General features: G+C 69.3%; 25 protein-coding genes. 15 read left to right on the plus strand and 10 right to left on the minus strand.

Going from position 1 to position 26,873, the window contains the following annotated elements; translation table 11 throughout:
• Window positions 1-240 precede the first annotated feature (240 nt).
• The 3 genes from LCL61_RS21015 to LCL61_RS21025 are packed head-to-tail and all read left to right on the plus strand — an operon-like array spanning window position 241 to window position 2,260.
• A complete protein-coding gene (locus tag LCL61_RS21015; RefSeq protein WP_340688413.1) occupies window positions 241-945 on the plus strand; it encodes an ABC transporter ATP-binding protein in 705 nt (234 codons plus the stop codon).
• Complete coding sequence (locus tag LCL61_RS21020; RefSeq protein WP_340688414.1) at window positions 942-1,658, plus strand: ABC transporter permease; 717 nt, start codon at window positions 942-944, stop codon at window positions 1,656-1,658. The genes LCL61_RS21015 and LCL61_RS21020 overlap by 4 nt, the downstream gene beginning before the upstream one ends.
• Window positions 1,655-2,260 (plus strand): hypothetical protein, encoded by a 606-nt coding sequence (locus LCL61_RS21025; protein WP_340688415.1) that lies wholly within the window; start codon window positions 1,655-1,657, stop codon window positions 2,258-2,260. Before LCL61_RS21020 ends, LCL61_RS21025 begins: the two co-directional genes overlap by 4 nt.
• A 7-nt stretch (window positions 2,261-2,267) precedes the next feature.
• Here the strand turns inward: LCL61_RS21025 and LCL61_RS21030 are convergent, their stop codons facing one another.
• From LCL61_RS21030 to LCL61_RS21040, 3 genes are read right to left on the minus strand one after another with little or no spacing between them, the layout of a single operon-like run.
• A complete protein-coding gene (locus LCL61_RS21030) occupies window positions 2,268-2,945 on the minus strand; it encodes a response regulator transcription factor (RefSeq protein ID WP_340688416.1) in 678 nt (225 codons plus the stop codon).
• Complete coding sequence (locus LCL61_RS21035; protein ID WP_340688417.1) at window positions 2,942-3,802, minus strand: sensor histidine kinase; 861 nt, start codon at window positions 3,800-3,802, stop codon at window positions 2,942-2,944. The genes LCL61_RS21030 and LCL61_RS21035 overlap by 4 nt, the downstream gene beginning before the upstream one ends.
• 45 nt (window positions 3,803-3,847) lie before the next feature.
• Window positions 3,848-4,558 carry a sulfite exporter TauE/SafE family protein gene (locus LCL61_RS21040; protein WP_340688418.1) on the minus strand — a complete coding sequence of 237 codons (711 nt, stop codon included), beginning with the start codon at window positions 4,556-4,558 and terminating at the stop codon, window positions 3,848-3,850.
• 335 nt (window positions 4,559-4,893) lie between these two features.
• Here LCL61_RS21040 and ald point away from each other — a divergent pair, with 335 nt between their 5' ends.
• The 5 genes from ald (at window position 4,894) to LCL61_RS21065 (ending at window position 10,959) form a co-directional block, all read left to right on the plus strand.
• Window positions 4,894-6,009 carry an alanine dehydrogenase gene (gene ald, locus LCL61_RS21045; RefSeq protein ID WP_016335093.1) on the plus strand — a complete coding sequence of 372 codons (1,116 nt, stop codon included), beginning with the start codon at window positions 4,894-4,896 and terminating at the stop codon, window positions 6,007-6,009.
• A gap of 64 nt (window positions 6,010-6,073) precedes the next feature.
• Window positions 6,074-7,537: a PLP-dependent aminotransferase family protein gene (locus tag LCL61_RS21050; protein WP_340688419.1), complete on the plus strand. Its 1,464-nt coding sequence runs from the start codon at window positions 6,074-6,076 to the stop codon at window positions 7,535-7,537.
• A 112-nt stretch (window positions 7,538-7,649) separates the two neighbouring features.
• Window positions 7,650-9,311, plus strand: coding sequence for an amidohydrolase (locus tag LCL61_RS21055; RefSeq protein ID WP_340688420.1), 1,662 nt, complete (start codon window positions 7,650-7,652; stop codon window positions 9,309-9,311).
• Window positions 9,308-9,520 (plus strand): DUF3311 domain-containing protein, encoded by a 213-nt coding sequence (locus LCL61_RS21060; RefSeq protein WP_037339284.1) that lies wholly within the window; start codon window positions 9,308-9,310, stop codon window positions 9,518-9,520. The genes LCL61_RS21055 and LCL61_RS21060 overlap by 4 nt, the downstream gene beginning before the upstream one ends.
• On the plus strand, window positions 9,520-10,959 hold the full coding sequence (locus LCL61_RS21065; protein ID WP_340688421.1) for a sodium:solute symporter family protein: 1,440 nt from the start codon (window positions 9,520-9,522) through the stop codon (window positions 10,957-10,959). Before LCL61_RS21060 ends, LCL61_RS21065 begins: the two co-directional genes overlap by 1 nt.
• Window positions 10,960-11,260: 301 nt before the next feature.
• Here LCL61_RS21065 and LCL61_RS21070 read toward each other — a convergent pair whose 3' ends face one another.
• Window positions 11,261-12,421, minus strand: coding sequence for a polysaccharide pyruvyl transferase family protein (locus LCL61_RS21070; protein ID WP_340688641.1), 1,161 nt, complete (start codon window positions 12,419-12,421; stop codon window positions 11,261-11,263).
• Window positions 12,422-12,585: 164 nt separating this feature from the next.
• A complete protein-coding gene (locus tag LCL61_RS21075; protein WP_340688422.1) occupies window positions 12,586-13,233 on the minus strand; it encodes an OmpA family protein in 648 nt (215 codons plus the stop codon).
• Window positions 13,234-13,424: 191 nt separating this feature from the next.
• Here LCL61_RS21075 and LCL61_RS21080 point away from each other — a divergent pair, with 191 nt between their 5' ends.
• Window positions 13,425-13,622: an Rv0909 family putative TA system antitoxin gene (locus LCL61_RS21080; protein WP_034314965.1), complete on the plus strand. Its 198-nt coding sequence runs from the start codon at window positions 13,425-13,427 to the stop codon at window positions 13,620-13,622.
• Here the strand turns inward: LCL61_RS21080 and LCL61_RS21085 are convergent.
• From LCL61_RS21085 to LCL61_RS21095, 3 genes are read right to left on the minus strand one after another with little or no spacing between them, the layout of a single operon-like run.
• Window positions 13,605-15,302 carry a cobaltochelatase CobT-related protein gene (locus LCL61_RS21085; protein ID WP_340688423.1) on the minus strand — a complete coding sequence of 566 codons (1,698 nt, stop codon included), beginning with the start codon at window positions 15,300-15,302 and terminating at the stop codon, window positions 13,605-13,607. The genes LCL61_RS21080 and LCL61_RS21085 overlap by 18 nt on opposite strands.
• A complete protein-coding gene (locus tag LCL61_RS21090) occupies window positions 15,299-16,231 on the minus strand; it encodes an AAA family ATPase (RefSeq protein ID WP_340688424.1) in 933 nt (310 codons plus the stop codon). The genes LCL61_RS21085 and LCL61_RS21090 overlap by 4 nt, the downstream gene beginning before the upstream one ends.
• A gap of 9 nt (window positions 16,232-16,240) precedes the next feature.
• Window positions 16,241-17,041 carry an IclR family transcriptional regulator gene (locus tag LCL61_RS21095; RefSeq protein ID WP_340688425.1) on the minus strand — a complete coding sequence of 267 codons (801 nt, stop codon included), beginning with the start codon at window positions 17,039-17,041 and terminating at the stop codon, window positions 16,241-16,243.
• Window positions 17,042-17,185: 144 nt separating this feature from the next.
• On the opposite strand from LCL61_RS21095, the gene xsc reads away from it, so the two are divergent.
• The 3 genes from xsc (at window position 17,186) to LCL61_RS21110 (ending at window position 21,730) form a co-directional block, all read left to right on the plus strand.
• Window positions 17,186-18,994: a sulfoacetaldehyde acetyltransferase gene (xsc, locus tag LCL61_RS21100; protein WP_125795585.1), complete on the plus strand. Its 1,809-nt coding sequence runs from the start codon at window positions 17,186-17,188 to the stop codon at window positions 18,992-18,994.
• A 311-nt stretch (window positions 18,995-19,305) separates the two neighbouring features.
• Entirely contained in the window at window positions 19,306-20,670 is a 1,365-nt protein-coding gene (locus LCL61_RS21105) for an aspartate aminotransferase family protein (RefSeq protein WP_340688426.1), read from the plus strand.
• A gap of 67 nt (window positions 20,671-20,737) precedes the next feature.
• Window positions 20,738-21,730, plus strand: coding sequence for a phosphotransacetylase (locus tag LCL61_RS21110; protein WP_340688427.1), 993 nt, complete (start codon window positions 20,738-20,740; stop codon window positions 21,728-21,730).
• Here LCL61_RS21110 and LCL61_RS21115 read toward each other — a convergent pair.
• On the minus strand, window positions 21,708-22,703 hold the full coding sequence (locus tag LCL61_RS21115; protein ID WP_340688428.1) for a YeiH family protein: 996 nt from the start codon (window positions 22,701-22,703) through the stop codon (window positions 21,708-21,710). The two genes, LCL61_RS21110 and LCL61_RS21115, sit on opposite strands and share 23 nt — an antisense overlap.
• A gap of 72 nt (window positions 22,704-22,775) precedes the next feature.
• Here LCL61_RS21115 and LCL61_RS21120 point away from each other — a divergent pair, with 72 nt between their 5' ends.
• Window positions 22,776-23,663, plus strand: a complete 888-nt coding sequence (locus LCL61_RS21120; RefSeq protein ID WP_340688429.1) for a LysR substrate-binding domain-containing protein — start codon at window positions 22,776-22,778, stop codon at window positions 23,661-23,663.
• 194 nt (window positions 23,664-23,857) lie between these two features.
• Window positions 23,858-25,237 (plus strand): amino acid permease, encoded by a 1,380-nt coding sequence (locus tag LCL61_RS21125; RefSeq protein WP_340688642.1) that lies wholly within the window; start codon window positions 23,858-23,860, stop codon window positions 25,235-25,237.
• Window positions 25,238-25,301: 64 nt separating this feature from the next.
• Here LCL61_RS21125 and LCL61_RS21130 read toward each other — a convergent pair whose 3' ends face one another.
• Window positions 25,302-26,210, minus strand: coding sequence for an RNA polymerase sigma-70 factor (locus LCL61_RS21130; protein WP_340688430.1), 909 nt, complete (start codon window positions 26,208-26,210; stop codon window positions 25,302-25,304).
• A 163-nt stretch (window positions 26,211-26,373) separates the two neighbouring features.
• Here LCL61_RS21130 and LCL61_RS21135 point away from each other — a divergent pair, with 163 nt between their 5' ends.
• A complete protein-coding gene (locus LCL61_RS21135) occupies window positions 26,374-26,871 on the plus strand; it encodes a carboxymuconolactone decarboxylase family protein (protein ID WP_340688431.1) in 498 nt (165 codons plus the stop codon).
• Window positions 26,872-26,873 lie beyond the last annotated feature (2 nt).

A 26,873-nucleotide genomic window follows, 5' to 3' on the forward strand; every position in this document is an offset into this window, starting at 1 on the left:
CACCAGTCGATCGGGCACCGCGACCGGATCTTGATCAAGCCGTCCATGCGCTGTGACCGACATGTGGAGTCCCTCAAAAGAGGATCGAATCGGCGACCGAGTGCCTGAGCGGTTCGAGCGGCCGTAGGACCCAGGGCCCAGAGGCACCGGGCAGGATCGGCCCCCGGTCCGACGCGAGCGGGTGTCCCGTTGGGCTGGACTGGCGAGCGACGTGTTCGCGCTCGACGGGAAGAAGACCTGATGCTCAAGTTCGACCGGCTCACCAAGCGACGAGGATCGGCGACGATCCTTTCCGACGTCAGTTTCGAAGCGCGTCCGGGCCGGGTGACCGGCTTCCTCGGGCCCAACGGTGCCGGGAAGTCGTCGACCCTGCGGATCCTGCTCGGACTGGACCGGCCGACGTCGGGCACCGCGCTGGTCGACGGCGTGCCGTTCGCCGGGCTGCGGGATCCCCTGCGCAAGGTCGGCGCCGTACTCGACGGCTCGGGCGCGCATCGCTCGCGCACCGGCAGGGCGCATCTGAAGTGGGTCGCCGCGGCGGGCGGTATCCCGAGCGGCAGGGTGGACGAGGTCCTCGCGGAGGTCGGACTGTCCGCCGCCGCCGGCAAACGCGTCCGCGGCTACTCGCTGGGGATGGGGCGGCGGCTGGCCCTGGCTGCGGCGCTGCTCGGCGATCCCGAGGCGCTGGTGCTCGACGAACCGGTCAACGGCCTCGATCCAGAGGGTATCCGCTGGATCCGCGGTTTCCTGCGTGAGCGGGCCGCGGCCGGGCGAACCGTCCTGCTATCGAGCCATTTCATGGGAGAACTGTCGGAGACGGTCGACGACGTGGTGGTCATCGACGGCGGCAGGATCGTCGCGCAGGGAACACTCACCGAAGTCGTCGGCAGGCACCGAAGCCTGGAGGACGCCTTCTTCGCGCTCACCACAGAGGTCGTGCGATGAGGGCCTACCGGGGAGAACTGCGCAAGCTCACCTCGCTGCCGTCGGTCTGGGCCGCGGTCGCGGTCGGCGTACTGCTCCCGGCCGCCCTGACGTTCCTCAACGCGAGTGCGGCGGCCCGTCGTGGCGGCAACGTGGACCTCGGATTCCAGGAACTCGCGTTCGGCGTGGTGGGCGCGATCATCCTGGGCGTCGTCGCGGTGAGCAGTGAGTACACCACCGAGGGGGAGAACGCCGGTGGCGGACGCCAGATCACCACGAGCCTCATGGTCGTCCCGTCCCGGCGGCGATTGCTGATCACGAAGCTGGCGGCGATGAGCACCTTGGTCGCGGCGCTGGCGGCGGTTTCCTCGACCATCACCCTCATGACCGTCGAAGCGCCGGGCGCGAGTGATTTCGGGCGCCTGCCCGGAGTCGTCCTCTACTGGGTGCTGACGGCCCTGCTCGCGTCCGGCCTGACCTTGTTGACGCGCAACGGAATCCTGCCGCTCACCGTGCTGATCCTGAACACGTCGGTGGTCACGGTCACTTACCTGCTCGCGAAACTCACGCCGCTGGCCGCGTTCTTCCCCGACCTGGCCGGGTTCCGGATGTTCATCGAGCGGGTGGATCTGCCCGTCCAGCTCGCGCCGGTCACCGGTGGCCTGGTGATGACGGCCTGGGTCGCGGCGCTGCTCGCCGCGGGCTTCCTGGTCTTCCGCGGGAGGGACGCGTGACCGGCGGCCGGGCGATCCGGGCCGAGACCCGCAAACTGCTCAGCCTGCCGGCGACGTATTTCACCCTGCTCGGCACCTTGGGTGTTTCGGCGATCCTCAGCACCGCGTTCTCGCGACAAGACGTCTCACCCGTCGGCCACACCCAGGCCGGGTTCATCGTCCTCGGGGTCATCGCGGTGACGTCGGAGTACAGCGGCGGCCAGATCCACCGGACCCTGACGGCCATGCCACGCCGGATCACCCAGCACCTGGCCAAAATTGCCGCGCTCCTGATCGTGGCCGCCCCGGCGGCCGTCCTCACCGTGCTGGCCGGTGGACCTCGGTCCGCCGTGGTGGGAGCGAGCGCCTACCTCACGCTCACCACGATCCTTTCCGCCACTGTCGCGACGGTCCTGCGGTGGAGTGTCCCGGCGGTGGCCGGGCTGCTCGGGTACTACTTCATCGCGGGCCCGCTTCTCCGGGATCGAGCCCCGTTCGCGGCCTACCTCCCGGACGCCGCGAGCCACGACTTGCGCTCGCTCGGCGGCTCGGCCGTCGTGCTGGGTTGGGTGCTCGTCGCGGTGGGGATTTCCGCGGCCACGTTCCATCGGCGGGACGCTTGACCGCGCCTCAGCTTCGCGGGATCACCAGTCCCAGGTCGTACGCCGTGATCACCAGCTGAGCGCGGTCGCGGGCCGAAAGCTTGCTCAGGAGCCGGCTGATGTGCGTCTTGACCGTCTTGACGGAGATGGTCAGCGTCTCGGCGATCTCGGTGTTGGACAGCCCGCGGCCGACGAACGTGAGGATCTCGATCTCACGTGGGGTCAGCCCGGTGGGAGGGGGCGGGTTCCGGTGCGGCGGCGCCGTGACGTAATGCTCTATCAACCGGGTGAGGATGGCGGGCGCGAACAGGGATTCGCCGGTGTACGTCCGGCGGACGGCGGCGATGAGCTCGTCCGGTTCGGTGTCCTTGAGCAGGAAACCGCTCGCTCCCGCGCGGAGCGCGCCGTAGACGTACTCGTCCAGTTCGAACATGCTCAGCACGAGGATCCTGGTCCCGGCCAGGTCGGGGCAGGCGCTGATCTCCTTGGTGGCCACGATCCCGTCCTGGCCGGGCATGCGGATGTCCATCAGCACGACGTCCGGGCCCAGCCGCCGCGCCATTTCCACCGCTTGAGTCCCGTCCTCGGCCTGTCCGACGACGACCATGTCCGGCGTGGCGTCGATGATGATCGCCAGGCTGTGCCGCAGCAGCCGCTGGTCGTCGGCGAGCAGGACCCGGATCGGTGGCTGTTCGGGTTCGGTCACCGGTGTGCTCCGTCCGGTAGTCGCGCGGTGAGCCGGAATCCGGTTCCGGCCGGTGCCGCGTGCAGGTCGCCGCCGAGTACCTCGGCACGTTCTCGGAGTCCGGCCAGGCCGTGGCCGGCACCGACGGCGGGCGACCAGGCGCTTCGCGGCCCGTCGTCCTCGACGGTCACGACGATCGTGTCGCCATCGCGCCGTAGCTCGACGCGAGCGATCGTCGGCCCGGCATATCGCGCGGTGTTCGCGACGGCTTCGCGGACGATTTCGCAGATTGTCGCTTGTACCCCAGGGGAAACGTCCCCGAGTTCGCCGACGTCCAGTCGTGGCTCGAGGCCCAGCGGGCGGGCGGCCTCGACGATGGCGGGAAGATCCGACAGGTTCAGCACTGGCCGCAAGGGCGCGCCGCGTTCGTCAGGGTCGCGAAGCACGGCCAGCATGCGCCGGAGTTCGGTGACCGCGTCCCGGCTCGTCCGCTCGATGTCGATGAGCGCCTGTTCGCGCTCTGCTTCCCGGACATCTCCTTGGACCCGCCTCGCGGCACTGGCCCGCAACGTGATCACGCCGAGGCCGTGGGAAACGATGTCGTGGAGTTCCCGGGCGATCCGGAGCCGCTCCTGCTGCGTGGCGTGCTCGGCCGCCCAACCGGTGAGGCGTGCTTCGTAGTCGAGGCGTCGCTTGCGCGCGCGGACCAGCGTCCATGTCGTCACGCCGATGGCCGTGGTCACGACGAGAATCGGCACGACGACCGCGCCGGGCCCGTTCGCGCCGACGGCCAGCAACGCGACCACGGCCACGACCAGCACCGCGGAGGCGACCAGCCACGCACGCGATCGCCATTCGGGGCGGTCCGGCGGTGTCATCACCGGCCATCGTATTACCGGCGGACGCGGTCGTTTCCCGGGACGTCAAGCGGCATGCGCCAGCGTCAGCGCGCCACCCGCCGCCGAAAGCACCAGAACAGACCAGCGGACGGACCGTTCGCCGACCCGGCGGCTCAGCGCCCGCCCCAGCAGGTCGCCGGCGAGCGCGGCGACCGCGACCGCGAGGAGCACGCTCACGGGCGCCTCCACCCAGCCGAGACTGGGCAGCGCGACCAGGCCGAGCAGGAAGAAGTAGATCGACAGTGTCCCGCGTGTCTCGTCCGCGCCCCAGCCCGCGCTCGCCCCGTACACCGCCACGGCGGGACCGGAGAGCCCGGCGACGGAGTTCATCGCCGCGCTCAGCACGCCCGCGCCGACAGCGCCTGTCCTGCCCGCGAGCCGTCTGCTGGTGATGCCGCTGGCCAGCACGCCGACGGCCAGGACGCAGCAGCCGCCCGCGGCGAGCAGCAGCGGCCGCGCGGGGACACCGCGGACGACGAGCGCGACGACCGGGGTGAACACCACAGCGGGCACGGTCATCCACGCGACCTGTGCCCATCTGATCGCCCGCCAATGGGTGATCGCGACCGCGAGATAGACCGGGAAGCCGAGCAGCAGGGTGAGCCGGACGGCGTCGAGCGGACCCAGCGTCAGCGCCAGGAACGGTACGCACAGCAGGGAAAGCCCCATCCCGGACAGACGCTGGGCGACCACCCCGGCCGCCGCCGCGAACGAGGTCATGGCCAGGGTTCCCACGGATCCATTGTGGATTCGGTCGCGGAGCGGCGGTAGCCGTCGCTTGGCGAAGACGTCATAGCTCAGCGCTATGAGCGGCGAAGGATGTCGGGTGTTGTGAAGGTGGCTTTCGTCGCGTCGGATGCAGGGAAAGTCCCCTTCGGCCCGGGCTCTGCGGGTCTGAGTCAGAGGCGTGTCGCGAGCAGGTCATGATCTACGACGGCACGTGGTGAGGCCTTCATGGACTACCGCCTCGCGAACTGGACCCGTCGAACACGTGGGTTCTGGCACTTCTGGCCGTTCCAGCCGTGCCGCACGCTCAGCGTCATTGCCTTTGGAACAGACGGGAGCGTGAGATGAAGATCGGTGTCCCTCGTGAAGTCAAGAACCACGAGTACCGGGTCGCGGTGACGCCCGCGGGCGTGCACGAATTCACCTCGGCCGGGCACGAGGTGTTCGTCGAGCGTGGAGCAGGCGAAGGTTCCTCCGTGCGCGACGAGGATTACGCCGCGGCAGGGGCGAAGGTGCTCGACAGCGCCGACGACGTCTGGGCGACCGGAGACCTCGTGCTCAAGGTCAAGGAGCCGATCGCGGAGGAGTACCACCGGCTGCGGCGCGACCAGTTGCTGTTCACGTACCTGCATCTCGCCGCGAGCGAGCCGTGCACGCGGGCGCTGCTGGACGCGGGCACGACGTCGGTGGCCTACGAGACGGTGCAGCTGCCGAACGGTTCTCTGCCCCTGCTGTTCCCGATGAGCGAGGTCGCCGGACGGCTGGCCCCGCAGGTCGGCGCGCAGACGCTGATGCGCGCCAATGGTGGACGGGGTGTGCTGATCGGCGGTGTCTCCGGGGTGGCCCCGGCGCGGGTGGTCGTACTCGGCGCCGGTGTCGCGGGCATGAACGCGGTCGCCGGCGCGGCCGGGACCTGGGCCGACGTCGTCCTGTTCGACAAGAACGTCGACAAGCTCCGTGCCGCCGACCGGATGTACCAGGGCCGGATCCGCACCGCCGCGGCCAACGCGTACTCGATCGAGGAGGCCGTGCTCGAGGCGGACCTCGTGATCGGCGCGGTGCTCGTGCCCGGTGCCAAGGCGCCGAGCCTGGTGTCGAACGACCTCGTCTCCCGGATGAAGCCGGGCAGCGTGCTTGTCGACATCTCCGTCGACCAGGGTGGCTGCTTCGAGGACACGCGGCCGACGACGCACGCCGAGCCGACGTTCCAGGTGCACAACTCGGTGTTCTACTGCGTCGCCAACATGCCCGGAGCCGTCCCGCACACCTCGACGTACGCGCTGACGAACGTCACGCTGCCCTACGCGCTGGAGCTGGCGAACCACGGTCTGTCCGGCGCCGTCGCGCGGTGCCCGGAGCTGCGCGGCGGGGTCAGCACGGTGGACGGCAGGCTGACCTCCGCGCCGGTCGGCGAGGCACTCGGAATCGCTTCGGCCGGCCTCGACGACGTGCTCGGCTAGGTGGTGCGGGCCGGGATCTGGAGCTAGGTTCAGATCCCGGCCCGTCGCCGAAAGGGAGGTGCCGTTGCCGCGAACGTTGATCGAAATCGACCGGACGTCCGCCGAGCCGCTCTACCGGCAGGTGCGGCGCGCCATCGAGCACGGCATCGCGATCGGCACCTTCGACCCGGCGCACCGGCTGCCGAGTTCGCGTGAGCTGGCCGCCGAACTGAGCGTTTCCCGCAACACCATCAACCTCGCCTACCAGGAGCTGGTCGCCGAAGGGTTCGTGGAGAGCCGGGAGCGCAGCGGCCTGTTCATCAACGCGGAAATGCGGCCACATTGCGCGGTGCAGGAGCGTGGCACCAGCCCGGCCATCGACTGGAGCGCGCGGGTGCGCCGGTACCCGGACGCCGGGGTGCCGCATATCGAGAAGCGCCCGGACTGGCACACCTACCCGTACCCGTTCCTCGCCGGGCAGGTGGACGTCACCGCCTTCCCGGCGCGGTCGTGGACCCGCTGCCTGCGTGACGCGCTCTACCGGCCGCACGTGTTCCCGAGCCTGCAGGACAGCGTCGGCTCCGACGATCCGATGCTGGTCGACCTGATCTGCCGTCAGCTGCTCACCGCGCGGGGGATCGAGGCCGACCCGGCCGAGGTGCTGATCACCGTCGGCTCGCAGCAGGGCCTCGACCTGCTCGGCCGCGCGCTGCTCGGGCCGGACAGCGTCGTGGCGATGGAGAATCCGGGATACCTCGACGCCCGGCACATCTTCCTGCGCACCGGCGCCGGGCTGCGCGGCGTCGACGTCGACCAGAGCGGCCTGCGCCCGCCGGAGGCACTCGACGGCGTCGACCTGCTCTATCTCACTCCGAGCCACCACCATCCGACGAACGCGACGTTGAGCATCGGCCGCCGCCGTCGCCTGCTCAGCCTCGCCGCGAGTGCGGGCACGGTGCTCGTCGAGGACGACTACGACAGCGAGTTCCGGTACCACGGCAGCCCCACGCCCGCGCTCAAGGCGCTCGATGGCACCGGCGACGCGATCTATCTCGGCACCTTCTCCAAGTTCCTCTCACCCGGCCTGCGGCTCGGGTACCTGGTCGGGCCGCGTGAGCTGGTGCGGGAACTGCGGGAGATCCGGCGGTACGTGCTGCGGCATCCGCCCGGTCACCTCCAGCGGGCGCTGGCGCTGCTCATCGACAGCGGCGAGTACCACCGGTCCCTGCGGCGGTACCGCACGAAGCTGATGCGGAAATGGGAGGCGACCTGCGCCGCGGTCACCGAACACCTGCCGTGGACGCAGACGGCGTATCCGCCGGGCGGGGTCAGTCTCTGGATGACCGGGCCGTCCGAACTGGACTGCCGGGCGCTGATGGAACGCGCCGAGCGCGACGGCGTCCTGATCGAGCCCGGTGACATCTTCTTCGTCGGGGACGAGCCGCCGCGCAACCACTTCCGGATCGGTTTCGCGGCGGTGCCGTTGCGCGACATCGACCCCGGTATCCGGCTGCTCGGCGAGGCCTGCCGCGACCTGCTCGGCGGCTGAGCGCTCAACTGGTACCACCGCGCCGGAGCGTTCTGGACCTGTTCAGGCGGCCAGATGTGCCGCACTGTCTGGGGATCCTTCGTGAGCCAGGACACGTCGCCAGGAGGTCCGTGTGGTGGAGTTCGTTCGAGAAGATCCCCGGAATGCCGCCGATTTCGTCGCGCTCGGCGGCACCGTGCTCACGCTGGACGCGGCGGGGAGACGGGTCCGCGCGCTGGCCGCGTCCGGCGGGCGGATCACCGCGCTGGGGGCCGAACGGGAGATCTCGCGGTTGATCGGCCCGGAGACGACCGTGCTCGACCTGGCCGAGCGCACGGTGATCCCCGGCTTCGTCGAGTCCCACAACCATCCGGCGTTCTTCGGGATGACACTGGCCGCGCCGGTCGACGCCGGCAGCCCGCCCAACGACGCCATCGCCGACATCGCGTGCCGGGTCGCCCAGGCGGCCAAGGACCTCGGACCGGGGGAGTGGATCCGCGGTTTCCGTTACGACGACACACTGCTCGCGGACGGCCGTCATCCGACGCGCGCGGACCTCGACCCCGTCTCAGGTCGCAATCCCGTGGTCCTGACCCATGTTTCCGGGCATTTCTGCACCGCGAACTCGCTCGCCCTGCGCGAAGTCGGGATCACCGCCGAGACCCCGGATCCGCCCGGTGGGCTCATCGTGCGCGACGCCCGTGGCGAGCCGACCGGGGTGCTCGTCGAGACGGCGGCCTTCCTCGTCACGTCCCGGCTGCCCGGTCAGAGCGTGGGCGAACTGGCCGAAGCCCTGCTGCTCGCCGACGAGGAATACCTCGCCAACGGCGTGACTTCCGTGCACGACACCGGGATCGGCCTCATCGGCGGAGCGGCGGAACTTGAGGCGTACGCCTTGTTGCGGCGGGCCGGGAAACTGCGCGTCCGGGTGCGCGGCTACCTGTTCGACGGCCTGCTTCCCGGCCTCGACGAGGGCGACCCGGAAGCTCCGGAAGCCCACGCGGACGACAAGTTCGCGATGACCGGCGTCAAGATCATCGCGGACGGGTCGATCCAGGGCAAGACCGGATGCCTCGCGGAGGGCTACACGTGCGACCCGGACGAGCACGGCATGATGCTGCTCGAACCCGCCGACCTCGGCCGCCGGATCGCGGCGCTCGACGCCGCGGGCTGGCAGGTCGCCGTGCACGGCAACGGCGACGCGGCGATCGACGCGATCATCGACGGCTACTCGCGGCTGGGGGCACCGAGCGGAACCGGCAGGCGGCATCGGATCGAACACTGCCAGACGGTGCGCGAAGACCAGTTGGACCGGATGGCCGCCCACGATGTCCTCGCGTCGTTCTTCGTCAAGCACGTCTACTACTGGGGAGACCGGCATCGTGACGTCTTCCTCGGCCCGGAGCGGGCGCGCCGGATCAGCCCGCTGGTTTCGGCCCGCTCGCGCGGAATCCGCTTCGGACTGCATTCGGACACCCCGGTGACGCCTGTGCCGCCGCTGGAAGGGATCTGGTGCGCGGTACGCCGGATCACCAGGCAGGGCAAGGTACTCGGCCAGGAACAGGCCGTGGACGTCGACGCCGCGTTGCGCGGCTACACGATCGACGCCGCCTACCTGGCGGGCGAGGAGGACGTCAAGGGCAGCTTGGAGGTCGGGAAACTCGCCGATCTCGCGGTGCTGTCCGGCGATCCGACCACGATCGACCCGGACCGGATCCGCGAGCTGACCGTGGACGCCACCGTCAGCGGCGGCGAGGTCGTCTGGCGGCGCGAGGCGACGGGGGCACGACGATGATCCGCAGCTGGCCGAGTGTCCTCATCGGACTGTTCGTTCCCGCTTTCGCCCTGCTGGCGGGAATTCTGCTGCTCTCCGGATCGACGGCATCGGTGCTGGGCATTCCGGTGCTGTTCTTCTGGGTGTTCTGCTGCTGCCCGCTGACCACCCTGTGCCTGTGGATCAGCTGGCGTTTCTTCGACCGCGCCCACTATCCGGAGGACGACTGATGCTGATCGCGATCGTGGCGGTGGTGATGGCGGGTTCGATCGGGCTCGCGGTGTGGGCGGGACGGTCGACGCGCGGTGGCGGGATCTCGGAGTTCCTCGTCGCCGGCCGGTCGTTCCCGGCGTGGCTGGTGTACTTCCTCGCGGTCGGCGAGGTGTACAGCATCGGGACGATGATCGGGTTCCCGAGTGGGATCTACGCGCACGGCGCGAGCTACGGGATCTGGTTCCTCGGCTACATCCTGCTCGCGTACTCGCTGGGCTATTTCCTGGCGCCGCTGGTGTGGCGGGCGGCGAAGCGGTACGACGCGATGACCGTGCCCGACGTGTTCGGACGGCATTTCGGCAGCAGGCGGCTGGAGCTGATCACCTGCGTCACGATGCTGATCGCGCTGATCCCGTGGGGGCAGTACCAGTTCATCGGTCTCCAGGTGGTGCTCGGCAATCTGGGGCTGCCGCTGGATCCCGTGCAGTGCGTGGTGCTGGCCGGCATCGTGGCGTTCATCTACATCGCCGTGTCCGGGGTGCGGTCGCCCGCGTTCGTCTCGATCCTCAAGGATTTCTTCATGCTGCTCGGCGTCGTGCTCGTCGGGGTGGCCGTCGTGATCGCCGCCGGCGGCACCGCGAAGGTCAGTGGACCCGAGGTGCTGAGCGCGGCACAGACCACCATGAGCGGTTCGGAACTCACGTTCGCGATGACGACGATCCTCTTCCAGAGCATCGTGTTCTACCTCGGTTTCGGTGGCGCTTACGTGTTCCCGGCTCGTTCCGAACGCGCGGTGAAGAGTTCGACCGTGTGGATGCCGATGTACATGCTGATCTACCCGTTCCTGGTGCTGGCCGCCTATTACGGTGTGCGCGCGCATCCGGACCTGGAGAACCCGAACACGGTGTTCATGGTGACCGCCAAGGGATTGCTGCCGGACTGGCTGCTGGGCCTCGTCGCCGCCGGGGCCGCGCTGTCGGGCGTCCTGGTGCTCGCCGCGACCGCGCTCACCATCGGCGGCATGGTCTGCCGCAACATCGCGCCGAACGTCCCGGCCGCGGCGCAACGGCGGTGGACGGTCGTCGCGGTGGCGAGTTTCCTGGTGCTGGCGGCGGTACTGACCCTCGTCGCGTCGACGTTGATGCTCACCATCCTGAACTTGACCTACAACCTGCTGGCTCAGGTCGTCCCCGGCTGGCTCGCGATCCTGTTCGTGCGTCGGGTGCGGACCGCCGCGGTGGCCGCCGGGATGGTCACCGGGGTGCTCACCGCGATCGTCCTGTACCTCACCGGCGCGACGTTCGGCGGTTTCAACGCGGGGCTGGTGTCACTCGGGGTGAACCTGGCCGTGGTGGCGGTCTGGAGCCTGGCGGCGCCGGACAAGTCCCGGGTTCCGGTGGCGCGGTCGGCCGACAGCGTCTCGGACGCCGAGGCGGTGCCCTCCCTCAGCCGGTGACACCGCTTTTGCCGCTGCGGACGTTGCGAAAGCCACTCTCCAGGTGTGATGCCCCGAAAGTGGCTTTCGCGACGCGATCGCCGACGGGACCCCCGAGCGGACCACCCACCGCACCCAGACACGTTTGCCGTACCCCTCGATAACCCGAATTGCCAGTCACGAGCTGCTCGAAATCACGCATGCAGTCATCAACCAGACATCCAATCAACCGTCGCTGGACCGGTCACGCATGACTGTGTGGATTTCTGGTCATCCAACGCCCCAAAATCCACACAGTCGACGTTATGCCCCGACTGGGCGGCTAAATCGACCTCCGCCATGAGCGCAGGGTGAGGCGTCGCGTCGCGGGCTGTGCCGCCTCGGCCACCGGACTTCCGTAAACCGCCTTCGCGACCGAGAGTTTCAAGTCCCGGGACCGCCGGACGACGTGCGGCGGGAACCCGCTACCGGTCGGCCGGTCCGGCGTCCCGCCCGTCTCGGCGTCGAACGGCGTCCAGCCCGAGCCGAGATCGATCAGGCTGCGGTGTTTGGTCGTGTAGTACCCGCGCGACACGCTCATCGCGAGGCCGGTCGCGCCTGCCGCCGCGGCGACGAGGTGCGGGTGGTACCGGCTGGAGATCCAGGTCTGCCCGGGCGCCAGCGGGAGGCCGTGGCGCCAGATGTCACGGAGCGGGTGGAATTCCGCGCCGGCGAGTTCGTGTTCCAGCAGTGCCGGAACGGCGCGGTCGACCCGGGGGATCCCTTCGACGACGGCGAGTTGCTCAGGGTGGACTTCCCACGCGCGCAGCAAGCCGAGTACCTGGGCGGCCAGCGCGGACGGCTCGAAGGCGCCGATGTCGGACTGGACGCACAGCACGAATTCGCGCGCCTGCGCGGCGGGTCTCGGCTCGGGCGGTTCCAGGAAGACGTCGTCGCACGTCCGGACGGCGCCGGTGAGCAGTTCCGCCGAGGGGTCGTCGCGGACGTCGACGACGTCGAAGCGGTCGGTGAGTGAGCGGAGGAGGTCGGTCGCCCCGGGCGGGAACGGTGTCAGGCCCTGCCCGGTCATGGCCGTACGGGCACCCGATCGGCGTGCGGCGGCCGCGGCGCCCGCGATCAGCCCGATATGCCGGGGCCATAACGCGTTGAGGTAGCCGCCGCCGATCAGGTGCACGACGTCGGTCCGGCCGAGGAGGTCGATCCCCGCGTCCCACCGCGGCGCGAGCCCGGGGTCGTCCACCGCCGACTGCACCCAGCGCGCCACTTCCCACGGATCGTCCGACGGCGCCTCACCGCACAGCCGCCACAGGGTGTCCGTGCAGCGGAGGCGCGGATGCAGATCGTTCAAGAGCAGTTGCGCGGGTCCGGGCGAGTGGGTGTCGAGCCAGACGTCGGCCTCCGGCGCGGTCCGCGCCAGGTGACGCAGCCACGTCGCGGCGATCAGTTCGTCGCCGTAGTTGGGAAAACCGCTCGGGCCGATCAGATAGTGACAGGCGCGGGCAGGCGGATCGCTTTCGTCGCGGGCAGCACGATCCCGAACANCTCGTGGAGGAGTTCAACGAGGAGTCGGGTTCCTCGGGCTGATGCTGCCCGAGCTGAGCATCCCGTACTTCGGCGCGCTCCGCCTGCCCGCGCTTCCGTCGAGGGTCACTGGGCGACGGTGATCTGCGTGTCCAACGCCTTGTCGCCCTGCGCCTTTTCGTTGCCGGTCGCCTCGGTCTTGACGCGGTCCTTGGCCACGCCCGCTCCTTCGAGCGCGGCGGTGATCGCTTCGGCGCGCTTTTCGGAGAGCGTCTTGGACTTTTCCGCGTCGGGGTAACCCGCGTGGGTGGCGACCGTGATCTTCACGTCGTTGCCCTGCATGGCCTTGGCGATCTCGCCGAGTGCCGCCTTGCTCTTTTCGGACAGTTCGGCGCTTTCCGTGGTGAAGGCGATCGGCGACTGCTGGAGCGCCTGCTGGATCGCCGCGGTCACCTTCTGCGCCGCCTCGCCGCCGGCCTGTCCCGCGTCCGCTCCTGAGGACGCCTGGGCGCCGTCGCCGGAGGACGGCGCAGCGGCCGCGCTTGAAGCGGTTCCATTCGCGCCAGATGTTCCAGCCGCACCGTTCTCGCCCTCGGAGCCGCACGCGGCGACCAGGCCGGCCACGATCGCCACGCCCGATACCGTCCGGGCAATATTCCTGCGCATGAAGTTCGAACTCCCTTTGGCCGTGTCCGCATTGGCTGACCCCAGGGATACGAACACGAAAGGGCTAAAAGCGCCAATCGTGGTCCGGTGGAGCGGCGGCAAGTCCACCCGAGTGAGCTACCTCAGGTGATCCGTGTTCACGGTGGTCGAGTTCGATTTCCTTGTCCGCAAAGGGTAAATGAGGTGAAGTTCGGGTAACTCACCCGACCGTCCGGCTCAAGTTGCGGTGGGGCGCGAAGGGTCTTTGATGGGAGTTATGCGCCGGTAGCCGGCGTATTCACAATAGGTGAGGAGTTCTGATGGGTATCGACTTCGAAGGCATGAAGGACAAGGTGAGCGGGGAACACGTCGACAAGGCCGCCGATTTCGCGAAATCCCGTTTCGGTGACCACTCCGATAAGATCGACTCGGCCGCCGACAAGGCGAAGGACTACCTCGGCGAGTCCGGCGGCGAGCAGCAGGGCGAAGGGCAGCAGGATTCACCGCAGGGTCAGTAACCCGAGGACGTCACGGAACGGCGCGTACCCGGACGTGACCGAGGTGTCGAGAACCCGGGAGCGGCGGTAGAAGGGGCTGAGGTCGAGCCCCACGCCGATCCCGCGGATCTCGACGGTGTCCTGCTCCCGCAGGACCGTTTCCCGCAAATGCTCGTCCAGGTAGTGCGGATCGTTCGCCAGGCTCGTCGCGCTGTCCATGGGGCTGCCGTCGGAGAGGACGAGCAGGATCCGGCGTGACTCCGTTCGCGCACGCATCCGGCCGCAGGCCCAGGCCACGGCCTCGCCGTCGATCCCCTCCCGGAACAGATCGGCTTTCAGCAGTGCCGCGAGATCCGGGCGCGCCCGGCGCCAGGGGGTTTCAGCGTCCTTGAACACGAGGTGCAGGCGTTCGTTGAGCCTGCCGGGATGGCGCGGTCGTCCCGCTCGTCTCCATTCCCGCCCGGGTCCGCCGCCGTTCCAGGCACCGGTCGTGAAGCCGAGTACCTCGCAGGACGCACCGGCGAGTTCGATCGAGCGCGCGAAGAGGTCGACCAGCGCGGCGACGGGTTCCGCGTGCGCGGTCATCGAGCCCGAGCAGTCGATCAGGAACGTGACGAGGGTGTCCGCCACCGGTTCGATCCGCTCGGTGCGGAAGATCCGGCGTTCGGTGGGCGAGCTGATCAGCTGCGCCAGGGTGCGGCCGTCGAGCCGGCCTTCCTCCTGGCCGCCGTCCCAGCCGTCGCGCGCGGGCTCGGCGAGCACCGCCTTGAGGTCGCGTGCCAACCGTCCCGGCCCGACGCCCTGCCTGGCAACCCGCCGGTCGAGCCGTTCGCGGAGTTCGGCCAGCGGTCCGGGGCGCACCAGATCCGACGCACGCCGTTCGCGGTCGTACGCGGTGGTGAAAACCCGGTACGCCGCACCGGATTCGCCCAACGTCCGGCTGGTACCGGCGGTCGCGGAGGGAATCTGCTCGCCGAGGCTCGCGTCGAAGTCGATGACGAGGCTGAACCGCGGGTCGGTGGGATCAGCAGGGTCGTTGCCGTCCTCGGCGTCCTGCTCGGTCCCGGCGAGCAGGACGCCGGTCGTCCGGGCGATCGCCAGCGCGTGTTCGGCGAACGCCTTCTGGTCCGTCCGGTGCCGCCGAAGCCCGGCGAGGTCGTGGCCGAGCGAAGGGGCCAGCGCGAACCTGGTCGCCTCGATGAGGTCTTCGGTCTCCTCGACCACAGGTTCGCCGGTGATCCGTGACCGGCAGATCTGCGCGACCGTGTACAGCAGCAGTCCGCGTGCGGTCTCGGTCAGGCCGGACCGGTGGAACTCCAGTGACCAGCGAAGATGGCGGAGGCGCAGGTTCCGCCGCATTCCCGGCATGTCCGCGGGCGGGAGCGACTCGACGCGGAACTGTTCCAGCAGCTCGAAAATCCCGCGTTCGGCCGGGTCGCGCGGGCACAGGCTCCGGTGCAGGGCGGCGTCGGAGGACGTCAAGCGCAGCGCCATCCCGTCCGCGATCCCGCGGGACGACAGCAGATCGTCGTCGGCCGACGGACGAAGATGCGGTGCGTGCAGGGGGAGCGGTTCGCGTCCGCGGTGCAGCCGTCGTGCCCGGAAGTGGAGCGCCGGATCGCCGCTGAGCGCCCGGATCGCGGCCGCGCACAGCTCTTCGACCTGGTTGCGGCGCCGGCTTTCCGCCTGCCCCGTGGTCATGCCGAGAGCAGTTGGAGCTCGTCGTCGAAGCAGCGCTGGAAGTACTCCGCCACCAGGTCCCGCTCGGCTTCGTCGCATTTGTTCACGAAGGACAGCCGGAAGGCCGTCGCCGGATCACCGAAGATCTCGATGTTCTCCGCCCAGGTGATCACCGTGCGCGGGGACATCAATGTGGACAGATCGCCGGCCTGGAAACCCTTGCGGGTCAAGGCGGCCACCGCGACCAGTGACGCCGCGATCGACTCGGAAACGCTGGGGACCCTCGCCCGCACGATCGCGATCTCCTCGGCGGCGGGCAGGTAGTTCAGCGAGGCCACGATGTTCCAGCGGTCGATCTGCGCGTGGTTCAGCCGCTGCGCGCCGTGGTAGAGCCCGTTGAGGTTGCCGAGTCCGACCGTGTTGGCGGTGGCGAACAGCCGGAACGACGGATGCGGCCGCAGGACCCGGTTCTGATCGGTGAGAGTGAACTTGCCGTCGCGTTCGAGGACCCGCTGGAGGACGAACATGACGTCCGGGCGGCCGGCGTCATACTCGTCGAGCACCAGCGCGACCGGCCGCTGCAGCGCCCACGGGAGGATGCCCTCCTGGAACTCGGTGACCTGTTTGCCCTCGCGCAGCACGACGGTGTCGCGGCCGACGAGGTCGAGGCGGTTGAGATGACCGTCCAGGTTGACGCGCACGCACGGCCAGTTGAGCCGTGCGGCGACCTGCTCGATATGGGTCGATTTCCCGGTGCCGTGCAGACCCTGCACCAGCACCCGGCGGTCGCGGGTGAAGCCGGCGAGCAGGGCCAGCGTCACGTCCGGGTTGAAGCGGTACGCCTCGTCGACCTCGGGGACGTGCTCGCCGCGCTCTCGGAACGCGCCGACGACGAGGTCCGAATCGATGCCGAAGACTTCGCGTACCGGGAGCCGAAGCTCGGGGGTCATGAGAACTCCTTACGACGGAACACTTTCCGGTTCGGACGCGCCCTCGGCGTCGACTCGGCTGATCGCCTCGGCCGCGCGCTGGAGTGCGGGCAGCGTCTGTAGTGCCTTGTCCGGTGTCAGGCGCATGACGGGTGCCTGCACGGCGACGCAGAGGTTGGCGCGCCCCGGCACGAGGACGGCGACGCACACCAAGCCGGGCAGGAACTCCTCGTCGTCGAGCGCGAACCCGTCGCGGCGGATGCGGGTGAACTCGGCTTCGAGCGCGTCGAGGTCGGTGAGGGTCTTGTTCGTGTACCGCTTGAGCGGCGCGTGCGCGAGCAGCTTCCGCCGCTGCGACGGGCTCATCTGCGCGAGGATCATCTTGCCGCTGGCCGAGCAGTGGATCGGCACGCGGGAGCCGGGCCGGAGGTAGAACCGCAGCGGCTCCGGCGTCTCCACCCGGTCGAGGTACACGATCTCGTTGCCCGACAACGTGGTCACGTTGCAGCTCTCGCCGAGTTCGTCGACGAGGTGGCGCAGGACGGCGTGCCGGGCGCCGTGGTGGGTCGCGTTGAGGAGCAGGTTCTCCGCGAGCCGTCGCAGCCGGTGGCCGGTGCCGTAGTGGCGGCCGTCGGCCTGGCGGACCAGCAGGCCCGCCCCTTCGAGTTGCTGCAGCATGCGGTGCAGAGTCGGTTTCGGCAGGCCGGTCTCCTCGACGAGGCCCTGCAGGGAGACCAGCTGGTCCTTGGCGGCGATCAGCTCGAGCAGGGAGAACAGTCGCATGGTCGGCGTGTCCCCGTTGATCGGATCGGGTTCGCGAAGCAGCTCCATTTTCCGAAAAGTAGCACATGGCGTCTCGTTTTTCAGAATCCTACGTTGACGCTCGGCGATCCGCGTCCTATCGTCGGTCGCATCCTGATTTCAGGAACGCCACGTATCGGTTTTTGTAAATCTTGCCTGTCGAAGGAGCGCAACATGACGGAACGGAAGACGGGTGACGGCCGCGTGGTCGTCAGCGGCCGGAAGAAGATGACCCCGTCCGAGGCCTTCGTCGAGACGCTCGTGGCGAACGGCGTCACCGACATCTTCGGCATCATGGGGTCGGCGTTCATGGACGCGATGGACATCTTCGCGCCGGCGGGCATCCGGCTGGTACCGGTCGTGCACGAACAGGGCGCCGGGCACATGGCCGACGGCTACGCCAGGGTGAGCGGCAGGCATGGCGTCGTCATCGGGCAGAACGGTCCCGGCATCAGCAACTGCGTGACCGCGATCGCGGCCGCCTACTGGGCGCACAGCCCGGTCGTCATCGTGACGCCGGAGGCGGGCACGATGGGCACCGGCCTCGGCGGCTTCCAGGAGGCCAACCAGCTGCCGATGTTCCAGGAGTTCACGAAGTACCAGGGGCACGTCAACAACCCGAAGCGGATGGCCGAGTACACCGGCCGTTGCTTCGACCGGGCCCACTCGGAACTCGGCCCGACGCAGCTCAACATCCCGCGCGACTTCTTCTACGGTGAGATCGAGGCCGAGATCCCGGAGCCCGCCCGGCTCGACCGCGGCCCCGGCGGCGAGCGGAGCCTCGACGAGGCCGCCGCGCTGCTGGCCACGGCGGAGTTCCCGGTGATCATCTCCGGCGGCGGCGTCGTGATGGCCGACGGCGTCGAGGAGTGCAAGGCGCTGGCCGAACGCCTCGGCGCGCCGGTGGTGAACAGCTACCTGCACAACGACTCGTTCCCGGCGAGTCACCCGCAGTGGTGCGGACCGCTGGGGTACCAGGGTTCCAAGGCCGCGATGAAACTGATCTCGCAGGCGGACGTCGTGATCGCGCTCGGCTCGCGCCTCGGCCCGTTCGGCACGCTGCCGCAGCACGGCATGGACTACTGGCCCAAGGACGCGAAGATCATTCAGATCGACGCGGACCACAAGATGCTCGGCCTGGTCAAGAAGATCACCGTCGGCATCTGCGGCGACGCCAAGGACGCGGCGGTCGCGCTGACCAGGCGCCTGGCGGACCGGACACTGGCCTGTGACTCCACAAAGGACGCTCGCGCGGCGAAGATCAAGGCGGAGAAGGACGCGTGGGAGGCCGAGCTCGACGCTTGGACCCATGAGACCGACCCGTTCAGCCTCGACATGATCGCAGAGCAGGAGAGTGAGGAAGGCAACTGGCTGCACCCCCGGGAAGTGTTGCGGGAGCTGGAGAAGGCGATGCCGCCGCGGGTGATGGTGTCGACCGACATCGGCAACATCAACTCGGTCGCGAACAGCTACTTGCGCTTCGAGGAGCCGCGCAGTTTCTTCGCCCCGATGAGCTTCGGCAACTGCGGGTACGCGCTGCCGACCATCATCGGCGCCAAGGCCGCCGCGCCCGACCGGCCCGCGATCTCCTACGCCGGCGACGGTGCGTGGGGGATGAGCATGGGTGAGATCATGACCGCGGTCCGGCACGACATCCCGGTCACGGCGGTGGTGTTCCACAACCGGCAGTGGGGCGCGGAGAAGAAGAACCAGGTCGACTTCTACAACCGGCGGTTCGTCGCGGGCGAGCTGGAGAGCGAGAGCTTCGCGGGGATCGCCAAGGCGATGGGCGCGGAAGGCATCGTCGTCGAGAAACTCGACGAGGTCGGCCCCGCCCTGCAGCGTGCCGTCGACGCGCAGATGAACGAGGGCAAGACCACCGTCATCGAGATCATGTGCACCCGCGAGCTGGGCGACCCGTTCCGCCGGGACGCGCTGTCCAAGCCCGTGCGGTTCCTGGAGAAGTACAAGGACTACGTCTAGGTCTCGTTTTTAGCGCGTGAAGGCCCCCTTCCCTCGGCTCAGCNCCGTGAAGGCCTCCTTACCTACCCTGAAGGTAGTGAAGGAGGCCTTCACGGCCAGGTGTGTAACCCATGATGCTCCTGGGGCGACCGTGGCGGCCCGCGCCCAGGGCCCAAGTCCGTTAAGGACCCGGCTCCCCAAAGAGCTCTCCCCGACACTGCGTCCCGCGAGCGCCAACTGGACCCATCGATCGTCGCCGCTCTGGTGCTGGGCCGGTGCCAGCCGGGTTGCGAAAGTCAAAGCACAGACTCGTGTCTCGAAGGAGGTCTCCGGTGGACGTCACCCAGCTGCGAGCGCAGGCTCGACGGCATCTCGGCCCGCACTTCACCCGTAAGGACACCTGGGCCTCGGATTTCCCGGTGTTCGTACGCGGCGAGGGAAGCCACCTGATCGACACCGAAGGACGCCGTCATCTCGACGGGCTCGCCGGGCTCTTCTGCGTCAACATGGGCCACGGGCGGGCAGACATCGCCAAGGCGGCCGCCGACCAGGTCGGCACCCTGGCCTACGCGAGCAACTGGGGTTCGGCGCACACCCCCGCGATCGAGGCGGCCACGCTGCTGGCCGAGCTCGCGCCCGGCGACCTCGGGACGACGTTCTTCGTCAACTCGGGTTCGGAGGCGGTGGAAACCGCGCTGAAGTTCGCCCGGCAGTATCACCGCAGCCAGGGGGAGCCCGAGCGAACGAAGATCATCAGCCGGGACATGGCGTACCACGGCACGACCATCGGTGCCCTTTCGGTGACCGGGCTGGCGAAGATCAAGGAGCCCTTCGGCCCGCTCATGCCGGGCGTCCGGCACGTGCCGAACACGTTGGGACTGCTGGGAGACTGCGGTCCGGCGTCCGAATTGGACTGTGTCACGGCGATCGAGCGGGTCATCCTGGAGGAAGGGCCGGAGACGATCGCGGCGCTGTTCGCCGAACCGGTGCAGAACGGCCGCGGGGCGCTGGTGCCGCCGAAGGGGTACTGGCCCGCTTTGCGCGCCCTGTGCGACAAGTACGGCATCCTGCTGGTGTCCGACGAGGTCATCTGCTCGTTCGGCAGGCTGGGGCACTGGTTCGGGCACGGTGTCACCGGGGTCGTGCCGGACCTGATCACCTTCGCCAAGGGATCGACGTCGGGCTACGCGCCGCTCGGCGGGGTGATCGTGCGCGAGAAGCTGGTCACCGAGCTGTACGACTCCCCGAAGGGTGGCGTCTTCACCCACGGCGCCACGTGGGGCGGGCATCCGGTCGCCACCGCCGTCGCCGTCGCGAACCTCACCGCGATGCGGGACGAGCGGGTACTCGACAACGTGCTCACCGAGGGGCCGGAGCTGTTCGCCGCGCTGAACTCGCTCAAGTCCGCGCACCGCTGCGTCAAGGACGTCCGCGGCACCGGGTTCTTCTACGCCATCGAGCTGATGGCTGACCGCCACAGCGGCCGGGAGCTGACCGAGGCGGAGTCGTTGAAGGTGCTTCGCGAGGTGCTCCCGGAGGCGTTCCGGCGCACGGGCGTCATCCTCCGCGGTGACGATCGCGGCGCGACGATGCTGATGATCTCGCCGCCGCTCGTCGCCGATCGCGAGGTGCTCACCGAGCTTCTCCACGGCGTCGACGCGATGCTCAACGATGTCGAGAAGGCCGTCCAGCCCTGATCCTCTGTTCACCCGGTGGGGGTCGCCGTCTTGCGGCGGCCCCCACTTCGTCCGTGGAGGTACTTCGATGAGCCTGACCACCGAGGTCACGCCGGACGCCACGCTCGACGCATGGCGGGCGGCGTTGCGCGGCCGGGATCTCCGCGTCGCCTTGCCGGACGGCGACGACGATCGCGCCGTCCGCGCCGCACTGACGCTGCGGGACGAGGGAGTCGTGCGGCCGCTGCTTTTCGGTGATGGGGCGCGCCTTCGCGCGGCAGGCGCTACGGACGACCTGATCGTGGACGTCGCGGACGCCCTTGCCGACGACGGGATCGGGGCCGCGCTGACAGCGGGATTCGCGCGTCGTCCGGAGAACCTCGACGCCGCCCGGCGCGATCCGATTTTCGTGGCGGCCGCCGCCTTGCGGGCGGGCACTGTGGACGCCTGTGTCGCCGGGGCGACCCGGCCGACCGCCGACGTCCTGCGCGCGGGGCTGCGGGTCGTGGGCCTCGCGCCGGGAGTGTCCACTTTGAGCAGTTGCTTCCTGTTGCTGCTCCGGGACGGACGGCGGCTTACCTTTTCGGACTGTGCCGTGGTGCCCGAACCGGGGGCGGCGCAGCTGGCGGACATCGCGCTCGCCGCGGCGACGACCCATCGCGGCCTGACGGGCGAAGACCCCGTGGTCGCGATGCTGTCGTTCAGCACGCAGGGGAGTGCCGCCCATCAGCGCGTCGACGTCGTCCGTGAGGCGACTTCGTTGGTGCGGCAGCGGGAACCCGGCCTTCCCGTGGACGGAGAATTGCAGTTCGACGCCGCGCTGGTGGCGTCGATCGCGGCGGCCAAGGCTCCCGGATCCGCGGTCGCCGGCCGCGCGAACGTCCTCGTCTTCCCCAATCTGGACGCGGGCAACATCGGCTACAAGATCGCCGAACGGCTCGGCGGCGCCGTCGCGCTCGGCCCGATCCTTCAAGGACTCGCCGCGCCGCTCAACGACCTCTCCCGCGGCTGCTCGGCCTCCGACATCGAGACGCTCGCGCTCCTGAGCGCCGTCCAAGCTAGCCGAGTACGGCAAGGGTGACGTAGGCGATGGTGCCGACGAGCAACGTGGAGAGCAGGCCGAGCAGCAGCGCCCGGCCACCGGTGCGGACCAGGGTGCCGATCCGGACCGCGCAGCCGAGCCCGAAGAGCGCACCCGCCAGCAGCAGCGTGCAGACCACCTTGGCGACGTCGAGTGCGACGCCCGGCAGGATCCCGGTGCTGCGCACCACCACCATCGCCAGGAAACCGAGGACGAACAGCGGGACCAGCGGCGTGCGCTTCCCGCCGGCGGACGGGCGGCGACGGCGTTCGTGCACGCTGACCGCGGCGACCATCGGCGCCAGCAGGACGACCCGGCTCAGCTTCACCACCACGGCGACCGCGACTGCGGCGGTCCCCGCCGGGGTGGCGGCCGCGACGACCTGCGCGACCTCGTGCACGCTCAACCCGGCCCAGCCGCCGAGCCGCAGCGCGTCCATGCCCAGCCGGCCGCCGAGGAGCGGGACCGCCGCGATCGCCAGGCCGCCGTAGAAGGTGACCAGCGCGACCGCGGTCGCGACGTCGGAGTCTTCACGCTCGACGACGCCTTCCATCGCCGCGATCGCCGACGCGCCACAGATGGAGAACCCGGTCGCGACCAGCATCGCGAGACCGCGCGGAACGCCGATCAGCCTGCCCAGCCCGAGCGTGCCGAGGAACGTGAGACCGACCGTCAGCACGACCGCGAGCAGGGTGCCAGGACCGAGGGAAAGCACCGAAGGGAGCGCGAGTTGCAAACCGAGAAGGACGACACCGGCGCGCAGGAGCTTCTTCGTCACCTTCGCGATGGCTTGCCTGGTGCCGTCCGAGAGTACCGGCAGCGAGCCGGCGAGCACCCCGAGCACGACCGCGAGCGTGAGGGCGCTGAGCACGGGAACGGCGGTGCTCAGCAGATACGCGACGGCCACACCGAGCGCGGTGACGGCGAGACCGATCAGATGCGGCTTCGTCCGCCGCGCATACGTGGTGCTCATGCTGACGAGCGTCGTGCGGAAAGCACGGTGCCGGTAGCCGGGAATGCGGCGGGTAGGTCATGCAGTTTAGCTATGACAGCACCGGAGCTGGATTCGTTGCGCCTGCTCGTCCTCGTCGGCGAACTGGGCAGCATCGGGCAGGCCGCCGCCACCCTCGGGATCGCGCAGGTGTCGGCGAGCAAGCGTCTGTCCTTTGTGGAACGACGACTCGGTCTGGTGCTGATGGACCGGACCCGCCGCGGTTCCGCGCTCACCCCGGACGGTCGCGTGATCGCCGGCTGGGCGCGCCGCGTGCTCACCGAGCTCGACGGGCTGCTCGACGGCGCCGAGGCCCTGCGGACCCGGCACGAGGCAGAGCTCCGCGTCGCGGCGAGCATGACCTTGGCCGAACACCTGGTCCCGGGCTGGATCGGCGAGCTCAACCGCGCGAACCCCGGCCTCTACCTCGGCCTCGAGGTCACGAATTCGGATCAGGTGGCCGTACTGGCCCGCCAGGGCAAGGTCGACCTCGGCTTCGTCGAGTCGCCCGGGGCGCTGCCCGGTCTCGCGTCGTGGAAAGTCGCGGGGGACCATCTCGTGGTGGTCGTCTCCGGCACCCATCCCTGGGCGCGCGAACGTCGTCGGCTGACCCCGGCGGAGCTGGCGAGCACGCCGCTCGTGGTGCGGGAACACGGCTCCGGAACCAGGGAGACCGTCGGCACCGCCTTGCGCGAGGCCGGCGTGGAGCCGGTGAAACCGTTGCTGGAGCTGGGTTCCGCGTCCGCCGTCCGCAACGCCGTACTCGCGGGAGCGGGCCCCGCGGTGATCAGCGCACTGGACGTCGCCGGACACGATCTCGTGGTCGTCGCGGTGGAAGGTGTCCACTTCGGCCGCGTCCTGCGCGCGGTCTGGCCCGCCGGACGGCGCCTCGACGGCCCGGCGGCGGAACTGCTGGCCTTGGCGACGCGCAAGCCGTCCTGAGTGGTATCTGGACCCCTTTCCCACATCGTAACTGGCACTCGCTCAGGGCCCGACTTGTTCCTACGGTGACCGGAACCACAATGGAGCTCCCAGCGCCACCGCCCCGGCGGTGCGTGCGAGAAGGAGGAGACGTGACTTCAGCGTCCGACCCGGCACAGAGCAGCGGCCTGAAACCAGGGCTCAAGCAGCGACATATGAACTTGATCGCCCTCGGCGGCGTCATCGGTGCCGGGCTGTTCGTCGGCAGCGGCGTGGTCATCCAGTCGGCCGGTCCGGCCGCGGTGGTCTCGTTCCTCATCGCCGGCCTGATCACCGTGCTCATCATGCGGATGCTCGCGGAGATGACGATCGCCAAACCCGCGCTCGGCTCGTTCTACGTCTACGCGAGGGAAGCGCTCGGCAACCGCGCGGGTTTCGCCGTCGGCTGGATGTACTGGTACTTCTTCGTCATCGTCGTGGCGGTCGAAGCCGTCGCGGGCGGCCGGATCCTGCAGCTGTGGGTACCGGACGTGCCACTGTGGGTGCTCAGTCTCGGCCTGCTCCTGATCCTCACCGGCACCAACATGGTCTCGGCCCGGTCCTACGGCGAGTTCGAGTACTGGTTCTCCTCGATCAAGGTCGTCGCGATCGTCGTCTTCCTGGTCGTCGGTGCCCTGTACCTGTTCGGCTTCTGGCCGGGTGCCCAAGGTGGACTGACGAATCTGGTCTCTCACGGCGGATTCGCGCCACTCGGGATCGGCGCGGTACTCGCGGCGGTGGTCCCGTGCATCGGTTTCTACACCGGCGCGGAGATCGTCACCATCGCCGCCGCCGAGTCCGCGGAACCGAAGAAGGCGATCGCGAAGGCCATGCGGTCGATCATCTTCCGGGTGGTGCTGTTCTACGTCGGTTCGGTGTTCCTCGTCGTCGCGATCAAGTCCTGGGACGATCCGGCGACCGCGGTGAGTCCGTACGCGGCCGTGCTGGAGGTGCTCGGCATCCCGGCCGTGGCCACGATCATGAACGCGATCGTCCTGACCGCGGTGCTCTCCTGCCTGAACTCGGCGCTGTACACCTCGTCGCGGATGCTGTTCGCGCTCACCAGCAACGGCGACGCGCCGAAGGCCTTCACCAGGCTTTCCCGCAGCGGTGTGCCGCGGCGCGCGATCCTGGCCGGGACCGCGATCGGGTACGTGTCCGTCATCGCCGCCTACACCTCGCCGGATCTGATCTTCCAGTTCCTGGTCAACTCCTACGGTGCCGTCGCGCTGTTCGTGTACCTCTCGATCGCGCTCGCGCAGGTGCGGCTTCGCCGCAGGCTGGAACGGGAGGATCCGGACAAGCTCACGCTCAAGATGTGGCTGTTCCCGTGGCTGAGCTACGCCACCATCGCGCTGATGGCCGCGGTGATCCTGGCGATGGCGCTGCTGCCGTCGACGCGCTCGCAGTTCTGGCTCAGCGCGGTGACACTCGCGTTGATCCTCGTCGGATTCGAGATCCGGCGGCGGCGGGGGAGGCCGGTGGCCAAGGTGCCCTCCGGGCCCGTCGATCCCGAACCCACGAGGGACGCGGCCCCGGCCGCCGTCCGGGAGTGACCCGGCGGGCACCGTGAAGCCCCGGCCCGCCCGCGGGTTCTTCTGCGGGCGGGCCGTTCCCCGTTCACCGGCTCACGGTGATCTCCCTTGTCACGCTTGAAAGTTTCTCGGGATTGCGGACGTGGTAGGCGCCGGTGACGTAGCCGCTTTCGACCCGTACCGCCAGTACGCCGTCGATCTCCCCGCCGACGCGGACCAGCAAGCCGGGGCCGCCGTTGACCTGTACCTGTTCGACGGACCTTTCCGCGTCGCGTTTCCACCAGCCGACGGCGAGGAGACGAGCCACCTTGTCCGCGCCCACGATCGGCCGCAGCAGGGCGTGTTTCACCCCGCCGCCGTCGCTGAGCGCGACGACGTCCGGCGCGAGGATGTCGAGCAGACCCTGCAGATCGCCGGTTTCCACCGCAGCCTGGAACGCCTGGAGCGCGGCACGGTGCTCGGCCGGTGACCCGGTGCCGCGCGGTCTGCGCGCGGCGACGTGGGCTCGCGCCCGGTGGGCGATCTGGCGTACGGCGGCGGGAGTCTTGTCGACGGCCTTGGCGATCTCGTCGTAGCCGACGGCGAAAACCTCCCGCAGCACGAAGACCGCTCGCTCGGTCGGCGCGAGTGTTTCCAGTACCAGCAGCATCGCCATCGAGACGCTGGCGGCCAGTTCCACGTCCTCGGCGACATCGGGCGTGGTCAGCAGCGGTTCGGGCAGCCACGGGCCGACGTAGGACTCCTTGCGCCTGCCGAGCGTCCGTAGTCGTTTGAGCGCCTGCCGGGTGGTGATGCGGACCAGGAACGCCCGCGGGTCCAGCACCGTCTCGAGCGCGACGCCCGCCCAGCGCAACCAGGTCTCCTGCAGGACGTCCTCGGCGTCGGTGGCCGATCCGAGCATCTCGTAGGCCACGGTGAACAGCAGATCGCGATGGGTCACGAACGCTTCGGTCGCCGGATCCATGGCGCCGTGCGCCTCGCGTCGTCCACTCATCGCCGGTCCCCGCCTGTTCGTTGTCGATCGTGCTTTGCCATACGACCCCGGCCGCCACTGTTTTGTGACAGTGGCCCGCGCCACACGACCGGGTTGTCACACGGGGCCTGCCACCGGGATCTCTTGCTCGTCACGTCACGACACGAGTGAGGAAATCCCGATCATGTCCACAACCTCGACGACGGGCCCGCGGTCACGTATGCCCAATCCGTTGCCGTTCGTACCCGAGCTGGGGGAAGTAGGCGCTGGTCTGCATCAGGTCATCAAGAACGGTGCCCTTCCCGCGGCGACCGTCGGCCTGGTGCAGTTGCGCGCGGGCCAGTTGCTCGGCAGCACGTATTTCGTCGTCCGTGAAACGGGCGCGCTGCGGGGGCTCGGGGAAACCGAAGAGCGGATCACCTCCGTGGTCACCTGGCACGACGCCCGGTGTTTCACCGACGCCGAACGGGTCGCGCTGGAGCTGGTGGAGGCCGTCTTCACCCCGAACGCGTCGGGGGAGCGCGTCCCCGATGAGTTGTACGCCAAGGCATCCGCGCACTACGACCACAAGGCACTTTGGACGCTCGTCATGACCATCGCCCATATCGCCTTCTTCGCCCCCGCCGCGCTCATCGCCAAGCCGATCCCGGGGATGCCACCCGGCCGGAACTACACCGACTGAGC

Source organism: Amycolatopsis coloradensis, from assembly GCF_037997115.1.
Lineage (GTDB): Bacteria > Actinomycetota > Actinomycetes > Mycobacteriales > Pseudonocardiaceae > Amycolatopsis > Amycolatopsis coloradensis_A.

Bases quoted from the DNA above. Each gene is read 5' to 3' on its own strand.
- LCL61_RS21015 (WP_340688413.1), top strand. From the start codon at position 241: ATGCTCAAGTTCGACCGGCTCACCAAGCGACGAGGATCGGCGACGATC.
- LCL61_RS21020 (WP_340688414.1), top strand. From the start codon at position 942: ATGAGGGCCTACCGGGGAGAACTGCGCAAGCTCACCTCGCTGCCGTCG.
- LCL61_RS21035 (WP_340688417.1), bottom strand. From the start codon at position 3,802: ATGACACCGCCGGACCGCCCCGAATGGCGATCGCGTGCGTGGCTGGTC.
- ald (WP_016335093.1), top strand. From the start codon at position 4,894: ATGAAGATCGGTGTCCCTCGTGAAGTCAAGAACCACGAGTACCGGGTC.
- LCL61_RS21060 (WP_037339284.1), top strand. From the start codon at position 9,308: ATGATCCGCAGCTGGCCGAGTGTCCTCATCGGACTGTTCGTTCCCGCT.
- LCL61_RS21065 (WP_340688421.1), top strand. From the start codon at position 9,520: ATGCTGATCGCGATCGTGGCGGTGGTGATGGCGGGTTCGATCGGGCTC.
- LCL61_RS21080 (WP_034314965.1), top strand. From the start codon at position 13,425: ATGGGTATCGACTTCGAAGGCATGAAGGACAAGGTGAGCGGGGAACAC.
- LCL61_RS21085 (WP_340688423.1), bottom strand. From the start codon at position 15,302: ATGACCACGGGGCAGGCGGAAAGCCGGCGCCGCAACCAGGTCGAAGAG.
- LCL61_RS21090 (WP_340688424.1), bottom strand. From the start codon at position 16,231: ATGACCCCCGAGCTTCGGCTCCCGGTACGCGAAGTCTTCGGCATCGAT.
- LCL61_RS21095 (WP_340688425.1), bottom strand. From the start codon at position 17,041: ATGGAGCTGCTTCGCGAACCCGATCCGATCAACGGGGACACGCCGACC.
- xsc (WP_125795585.1), top strand. From the start codon at position 17,186: ATGACGGAACGGAAGACGGGTGACGGCCGCGTGGTCGTCAGCGGCCGG.
- LCL61_RS21110 (WP_340688427.1), top strand. From the start codon at position 20,738: ATGAGCCTGACCACCGAGGTCACGCCGGACGCCACGCTCGACGCATGG.
- LCL61_RS21115 (WP_340688428.1), bottom strand. From the start codon at position 22,703: ATGAGCACCACGTATGCGCGGCGGACGAAGCCGCATCTGATCGGTCTC.
- LCL61_RS21120 (WP_340688429.1), top strand. From the start codon at position 22,776: ATGACAGCACCGGAGCTGGATTCGTTGCGCCTGCTCGTCCTCGTCGGC.
- LCL61_RS21125 (WP_340688642.1), top strand. From the start codon at position 23,858: ATGAACTTGATCGCCCTCGGCGGCGTCATCGGTGCCGGGCTGTTCGTC.
- LCL61_RS21130 (WP_340688430.1), bottom strand. From the start codon at position 26,210: ATGAGTGGACGACGCGAGGCGCACGGCGCCATGGATCCGGCGACCGAA.
- LCL61_RS21135 (WP_340688431.1), top strand. From the start codon at position 26,374: ATGTCCACAACCTCGACGACGGGCCCGCGGTCACGTATGCCCAATCCG.